This is a genomic window from Collinsella aerofaciens, from assembly GCF_039752985.1.
Classification (GTDB): domain Bacteria; phylum Actinomycetota; class Coriobacteriia; order Coriobacteriales; family Coriobacteriaceae; genus Collinsella; species Collinsella aerofaciens_BT.
In genome coordinates, this window is the sequence record NZ_JBDMHA010000098.1 from 1 (window position 1) to 4038 (window position 4038).

Here is a 4038-nt window from a genome sequence, read left to right on the forward strand (position 1 = left end):
GGTGCCGGCCTCGCCCTCCATCTGGGTAATGATGTGCTCGATGGCATCAAGCTCGTTACGGTCCAGGTGAAGCGCCTCGGTTACCAGCTCGTCGCCCTCAACCAGCTTGGTCGCCGCGAACCGCACGGGAATGTGCGCCGTCGCGGCATGGTCCTCGATAAGGTTGGCGATGCCGTGGATGCAGCGATGCAGCGCGCCGCCGTCCGGACCATCGGGTGCGCAAAAGTCCAAGCGGCCGGGACGTTCGCGGAACCGCGCGACGTGCAAGGCATGATCCACCAGCTCGCCGATACCCTCGTTGCGGGCAGCGCTAATGGGGACAACCGGCACGCCCAGCAGGCTCTCGAGCAGATTGACGTCCACGGCGCCGCCGTTGGTCGTCACCTCGTCCATCATGTTGAGCGCGATGACCATGGGGCGATCGAGCTCCATAAGCTGCAGCGTCAGGTACAGGTTACGCTCGATGTTGGTAGCGTCGATGATGTCGATGATGGCATCGGGGTTTTCGTCAAGGATGAATTGACGGCTCACGATCTCCTCGCCCGTGTACGGCGACAGCGAATAGATGCCAGGCAGGTCGGTGACACTCGCCTCGGGATGGTTGCGGATAGTGCCATCTTTGCGGTCGACCGTCACGCCGGGAAAGTTACCGACGTGTTGGTTGGAGCCCGTCAGCTGGTTGAACAGCGTGGTCTTGCCGCAGTTTTGGTTGCCAGCGAGGGCAAAATGCAGCGGCGCGCCCTCGGGCACGGCCGTCTTTGCCGCGCGGGGCGAATACGTCCCCTCGCCGAGCGCCGGGTGCTCCGTCGTGCCGATTGCGGCGTTAGCGCGCGGACCTGTATCTGTGTCGTGGACATCTACGAGCTCAATGCGAGCGGCATCGTCCTTGCGCAGCGTCAACTCGTAGCCACGCAGGCGAATCTCGAGCGGGTCGCCCATGGGGGCGTACTTCATCATGGTGACTTCGGTGCCCGGCGTTAGGCCCATGTCCAAAATATGTTGTCGGAGTGCCTGGTCGTCCGATGCCACCGATGCGACAACGGCGTCCTTTCCAATCTCGAGTGTATCGAGCTTCACGTCCGTGTTCCTCCCCCGGCGCCCACAGGGCGTTGTATTTATGTTCACCATGGCTAACCGTTTGCCATGGCTAACCAATTTTAAGCTTACATGATAGCGTGAACACACAACGACGTTCAATCAGCAGATTGCTGCGATGGGAATTCTGGGCCATTGCTTCCCAGACGGGCCTGCTGCGGAAACCGCATCCCACTCTGGAACACCTAAACGGGATGGGCTTTCCGGTTGAGGCATCTAGCGGAAACCGTGTCCCGGAATCCATTCAGACTGGGATGCAATTTCCCGATCGAGCCCCTCGGGGAAACTGCGACCCGGAATCTGCGCCCAAAACGGGTCACGATTTCCCAAACGGGACGTGGTTTCCCGCGGGAGCAGAAACAGCCGCCCGCTCCCTCGACAAAATGATCCATTTTCCTCCGTCTCCAACAGATCAAAACGAAGTTGCGGTGGAATAGTTCCTGTTTGGGGCTTTAACCAGCAAAAACAGGAACTATTTCACCGCAAGTTATTGAAGGGCTGGGATGCCCGTCCTCTTACAGATGGCGCTCCAGGAAGCGGAAGGCTAGGCGAATCCAAGGGCGGACCGCCACCTGCTTGTCCTCGTTGTCGACCGCGGTGTTGGCGTTGCCGAGCGAAAGGCCGTGACCACCCTGGTCGAAGACGTGCATCTCGCATGCAACGCCCTCCTCGGCCATGCGCTGCGCAAACGGGTAGACCTGCGCGATCGGCGCCGTCTTGTCGTCGGACACGCCCCACACAAAGGTCGGTGGCATCTGACGCGAAACATGCGTGGTGGGGCAGATGTCGGCCAGATGCTCGTCAGTTGCCTCGCCGCCCGTCACCATCGACAGGTAGTCGTTGAGCAAATCGCGCCCCGTCTTGCCGCCCGTCTTGGGCACACGCAAGTCAATGCGCGGATCGCGCGTCTGCATGTCGCGCACATAGGCAAAGTCGAGCAATGGATAGCCCAGCACCACGGCATCGGGACGAATGTCGTCCGGACGCGCCCCGGCAAGTGCCGCAAAGGGGCCGGTCTTCCACTGTGTTGCCAGCGAGGCGCAAATCATGCCGCCAGCAGAAAAGCCCACGACGCACACGCGCTTAGGATCGACATGCCACTCGTCGGCGTTGGCGCGCACCGTGGCGACCATCTTGGCAAGATCTGCCTGGGGGTGCGGAAAGCTCACGTCACCCGTAGAACTCGTGACATAGTTGAGCACAAAGGCCTGGTAACCGTGATCCAAAAACGCAAACGCCACGGGATCCTGCTCATGCGGAGCGATATGCGTAAACGCACCTCCGCCGCAGATAATCACGGCAGGGCGGCGGCCATTCGGTTTATCGGGCAGCGGCTCGGCACCCAAATACGTAAAGGTCGCCGGATATTCCTCGGTCGGCTCCTCGCCCCACAGCGCATGGTTCTCGACAATCATATGTGCTCCCTTCGCGCAAATTAAGCGCCCTTGTTTTTTGCCTTCAAGCGTACCCCACTTGAACCCGTGGCGCAGAAACACTCCGGCAATAAGTTTCCCTTCAACTGATATATCACATAATCCCAGTTCAGAGGTATCTTTGAGCAGCGTAGAATAGGGGCGTTGACAAAGCCGCGAAACACATATGAAACGTTTCCGGCAAACCAAACGCGCGATATGCGCCTATTTAAGTTGGAGGCAACTATGGGTCTGCTCGATTCGCTTAAGTCCACCTTCACCTCGACCGGCGAGGCGTCCGTTCCGCCCGCAGCAAGCTTCGCTACCCGCGAAGGCGTCATCTATGCCCCCGTCAACGGCGTGCTCGTCAACCTGAACGAGGTTCCCGACGAGACGATCGCCTCGGGCATGCTTGGCCAGGGCTATGGCATCGAGCCCATTACCGGCACCATCTATGCGCCCGCCAACGGCCGCATCGGTGCCACCACTGTCACCAACCACTCCATCGGCATGATTACCGAGGACGGCCTGCGCGTGTTCATCCATGTTGGCCTGGGCACCGTGGAAATGAACGGCAAGGGTTTTGCCCGCTTTGTCGAGATGGGCGATGTGGTCAAGGCAGGCCAGCCGCTCATCAGCTTCGACCGCGAGGCCATTAAGGCCGCTGGTCACGAGGACATCGTGACCGTCATCGTCTCCGAGCTCGATCGTCTTAAGAGCATCGACCATGTCGGCGAGTCTGGAACGCTTATCGGCGGCAACCCGCTCGTCAAGCTTGGCGACCCGCTGCTGGTTGCCAAGACCAAGTAGCCAGGCCCCGCGCCACACAGCCAAAAGGCACCTCGTCAAGCGCCCACGACCATTAGGCCGCGGGCGCTTTTCGTTTGAAAAACCATCCCGCCAATGCCTTATCTGTATAGCCCAAATGAGCCGAGCTGCTAGAATATCGAACTGTATGGATAACTATCATTCAACCGTTATGGGAGGATACGTGAACCGCACCAAAATCGCGCAGCTCTATGCCGATGCCGAGTCGCTCGGCGGCCAGACCGTCACCGTCGCCGGCTGGGTCAAGTCCGTCCGCGACATGAAGAACTTTGGCTTTGTTACGCTCAACGACGGCAGCTGCTTCCGCGACCTGCAGGTCGTCATGAACCGCGAGGCACTCGACAACTACGACGAGATCGCCCATCAAAACGTCTCGGCCGCACTCATTTGCACCGGCACCGTCAAGCTGACCCCCGATGCGCCCCAGCCTTTCGAGCTTTCTGCCACCTCCATCGAGGTCGAGGGCGTCAGCGCCCCGGATTACCCACTGCAGAAGAAGCGCGCAACCGTCGAGTTCCTGCGCACCCAGCAGCACCTGCGTCCGCGCACCAACCTGTTCCGCGCCGTGTTCCGCATCCGCTCTGTCGCGGCTGCCGCCATCCACCGCTTCTTCCAGGAGCAGGGCTTTGTCTACGTCAACACCCCCATCATCACCACGAGTGACTGCGAGGGCGCCGGCGAGATGTTCCGCGTGACCACGCTC

General features: G+C 60.3%; 4 protein-coding genes. 2 read left to right on the forward strand and 2 right to left on the reverse strand.

Annotated elements, in window-relative coordinates:
- On the reverse strand, positions 1-1128 hold a 1128-nt coding region (locus ABHR76_RS09510; RefSeq protein ID WP_346977537.1), incomplete at its 3' end, for a FeoB small GTPase domain-containing protein.
- 482 nt (positions 1129-1610) lie between these two features.
- The gene (locus tag ABHR76_RS09515; protein ID WP_161160737.1) at positions 1611-2510 is read right to left on the reverse strand and encodes an alpha/beta hydrolase; all 900 of its coding nucleotides are present in this window, start codon (positions 2508-2510) and stop codon (positions 1611-1613) included.
- Between the two features lie 243 nt (positions 2511-2753).
- Between ABHR76_RS09515 and ABHR76_RS09520 the strand changes: the two genes are divergently transcribed.
- The gene (locus ABHR76_RS09520) at positions 2754-3317 is read left to right on the forward strand and encodes a PTS sugar transporter subunit IIA (protein WP_040359007.1); all 564 of its coding nucleotides are present in this window, start codon (positions 2754-2756) and stop codon (positions 3315-3317) included.
- A 181-nt stretch (positions 3318-3498) separates the two neighbouring features.
- On the forward strand, positions 3499-4038 hold a 540-nt coding region (locus ABHR76_RS09525), incomplete at its 3' end, for an OB-fold nucleic acid binding domain-containing protein (protein ID WP_346977539.1).